This window comes from Lutispora sp., assembly GCF_041687175.1.
GTDB lineage: Bacteria > Bacillota > Clostridia > Lutisporales > Lutisporaceae > Lutispora.
In genome coordinates this window covers 1-3295 of the sequence record NZ_JAWLCK010000202.1, presented here as the reverse complement: position 1 = coordinate 3295, position 3295 = coordinate 1, and the positions used below count along the sequence as shown (strand labels likewise).

General features: G+C 34.4%; 3 protein-coding genes. 1 reads left to right on the top strand and 2 read right to left on the bottom strand.

What is annotated here, in order from left to right; genetic code table 11:
- Positions 1–415: 415 nt before the first annotated feature.
- Both ACESM9_RS15230 and ACESM9_RS15225 read right to left on the bottom strand, forming a co-directional pair.
- The gene (locus ACESM9_RS15230; protein ID WP_373000666.1) at positions 416–1102 is read right to left on the bottom strand and encodes an ATP-binding cassette domain-containing protein; all 687 of its coding nucleotides are present in this window, start codon (positions 1100–1102) and stop codon (positions 416–418) included.
- Between the two features lie 14 nt (positions 1103–1116).
- Complete coding sequence (locus tag ACESM9_RS15225) at positions 1117–1563, bottom strand: hypothetical protein (protein ID WP_373000663.1); 447 nt, start codon at positions 1561–1563, stop codon at positions 1117–1119.
- 106 nt (positions 1564–1669) lie between these two features.
- Here ACESM9_RS15225 and ACESM9_RS15220 point away from each other — a divergent pair, with 106 nt between their 5' ends.
- Positions 1670–3277, top strand: coding sequence for an IS1634 family transposase (locus tag ACESM9_RS15220; protein ID WP_373000660.1), 1608 nt, complete (start codon positions 1670–1672; stop codon positions 3275–3277).
- Positions 3278–3295: the final 18 nt, after the last annotated feature.

Genomic DNA, 3295 nt, shown 5'->3' with positions numbered 1-3295 from the left:
AAATTACTTCATACGCTGGTTACTGACTAAGTGGCTGCCCTACCTTTACCACTACAGGACTTTCACCTGTTAGCATTTGCCAGCTTCGCTGGACGCACATATCAATACCACGCTCTCGACGTGTGTTTAGACAGTCGAATTGCTAATATTACGCTAAAACAATTATTTTTGTGTAATAGTAGACTCCCCCTTACCAAAAAATAAGGGGGGGGAAATTTTTAGCATTTAACTATTACGCAATTTAAAATAGGAGATGTTGATTGATAAAATCAAATTGATTAGTCTGTTTCCACATACTTCATGTATTTAGACTGTAGTGTTGCTATTATTAGTTATATTCAGTGATTTTTATGTAATAGTCTACCATCTAATGTAAGAGTGAGCGCCTTTAAAATATAAATGAACCTTTACCAATTTATATTCGACTTTGGATTAATTGGCCCTCTAAATTGTTGGATATATGTACAATTTTATCAAACAAATTCTCTATTTCTTCAGTTTTGTCAGTTGGAATAATAACAATGCAACCCTTATCTTTTAAATAGTTTAACAAAATTTTGTATTCCTCTAAAAAAAACCTTAAATTCCAGTAGTTTAACCAATTAAATAGAAATACTTTCTTCCCCATACAATAACCTAAAGCTAAGATTATTCTCCATTGTTCCCCACTTGTATACCTAATATCATGATTTAATCTACTTAAATCAAAAACTTTTATAACATTTTCTAGACTATCATTAAAATTCATATTATTTTTAATAGCTTTATTTAGATATGAAATGACAGAATTTTTCCTAAAAAAATTTCCTTTTATGTACTGAGGATTACTTTCTATACAACAAGTAATATTTTTTAATTCTTTATGTGATACTTTTCTGTTATTTAAAAATATTTCACCTTGATAATTTTCTTCATAACCTGCTAATACACTAATAAGTGTTTGACCACCAGATCCAAAACTATTAATAACACCATAAATATGTTGACTTTTGAATTCATATGAAAAAAAATGAAAATAATCTATTATTCTATGATTATGAGTTTTACAACTACTAGCATGACTTAAATCTTTCACTTTTAATATTATTTCTTTATTATCCATGATATTATCACCTTTCAATGAAACTTATCGATTACTATATTATAGATTTCTACCACCTTATCATAACTACGTACTGCTATATTAAATAATTGTGGATTATGTTTTAGCCCTGCATCAGGAACCCAACTTGTATAATTAGTTTGAAATTTTACTATATAATCCAATTTAGCTGCTCCACTATCAGCAGCTTGTTGTAAGGTTGGAACTTTTGTCCATGCGCATACTCCAGACTCCCATTTACTTGCTATTAACTGGCCTGATTCTTTAATCTTCTGGGCGGTTTCATAATCAGTTAAGTGATATAATGTTTCTCCAACTTGCTTAACTTCATTAGTAGGATCACCATCAGCTCCTAAAACTGAAGCTGCCGAATCAGCTGCAGCTGCAGCTTTAGCAGCAATTACCTTATCAGCTACGTATCCAGCACCCGCCCCTATTAACCTGCATTCCCGCCATATCATAACGTGAAACTGACAATAAGTGTTGAAATAATTGGTATTTTACCAATTTTTTCTTGTCTTTTTCCTCGTTATGTGTTATACTATATGTAACTAGGAGGGATGCTTTATGGCTATCGTATATCAAACGGATAAGCGTTCTGGAATTACCTATGCTTATCAATCAACTTCTTATTGGGATAAAGAGAAACAACAATCACGTGCGAAACGTACGCTCATTGGTCGTGTAGATAAAGAGACGGGTGAGATCGTACCCACGGATGGCAGAAATAAAAAGAAGAAGGAATCTTCAGAACCTATAAAAAGAGGACCTGTTCCCGTACAGAATACGTCCAGATCCTTTTATGGTGCGACTTATTTATTTGATGCCATCGGTGAAAAGTTAGGTATTATCGAAGACTTAAAACAGTGCTTTCCTGACACCTATAAACAGATTCTTTCAATCGCTTACTACCTCTTACTTGAAGATAAGAATCCATTATACCGTTTCGAGAAATGGGGTAGCCTACATAAGCATCCTTACGGAAAGAATATTACCTCTCAACGAAGCAGTGAACTCTTTGCGTCGATCTCTGAGGAACAAAAGAACATGTTCTTTCGTCTCCAGGGAAAACGTAGAACTGAAAAAGAGTATTGGGCATACGACACAACTTCAATATCCAGCTATTCCGAGTGTTTACGCCAGGTTCAATACGGAGTAAACAAGGAAGATGATTCGTTGCCTCAAATTAATCTTGCACTCGTGTTCGGTGAATCTTCTAATCTACCATTCTATTATCGCAAACTCGCTGGAAATATCCCAGACTCAAAGACGATCAAAAAATTGATTGAAGACCTAGATCTACTTGGCTTTTCTAAAGTTAAGTTAGTTTTGGATAGAGGATTCTATAGTGCAGATAACATCAATGATTTTTATAAAGACCATCGCAAATTTTTAGTTGGTGTTAAGACTTCCCTTTCTTTTGTAAAGAAGGAATTGGATATCATCCACGATGATTTTCGTTCATTTGAAAACTATAGTGAAAAATATGAACTCTATCATCGAAGTGTCCTCACGAAGTGGAACTATACACAAGAGCGACCCTATAAGGGGGATACCATTACAGACAGGAAGCAGCTATATATTCACTATTACTATAATATCGATCGAGCAGCTGATGAGGAAAAGGCGTTTGATCGTAAACTCATCAGTTTAAAACAGGAATTAGAATCCGGTATCCGTGTTCCTGAACATGAGAACCAATATAAAAAGTACTTTGATATCAAAACCACGCCAAAGCGTGGTGTTCAAGTTAAGGTAAATGAAGAGGCAATCAAAAAAGCTAAACGATATTATGGCTTCTTTGTATTGGTGACGAATGAGAAGATGGATGCGATCACGGCTTTAGAAATTTATCGTAATAAAGATGTCATAGAAAAGGCATTCGGTAATTTGAAGGAACGCCTCAATATGCGACGTACCCTAGTTTCATCTGAACAAAGCCTAGATGGTAAATTGTTTGTGGAATTTATCGCACTTATTTATCTTTCTTACATCAAAAAGCAGATGCAAGATCATGATTTATTTAAAACTTATACTATTTCAAGTGCTTTAGATAAACTGGACGTCATCGAATGTTTTGAACAACCGGGCCATAAATTAAGTGTTGGCGAGATTCTTGAAAAGCAAAAGGAACTTTATCACCACTTTGGGGTCCTCCCACCTAACTCGTTATGAGAATACGGGAATCCAGGT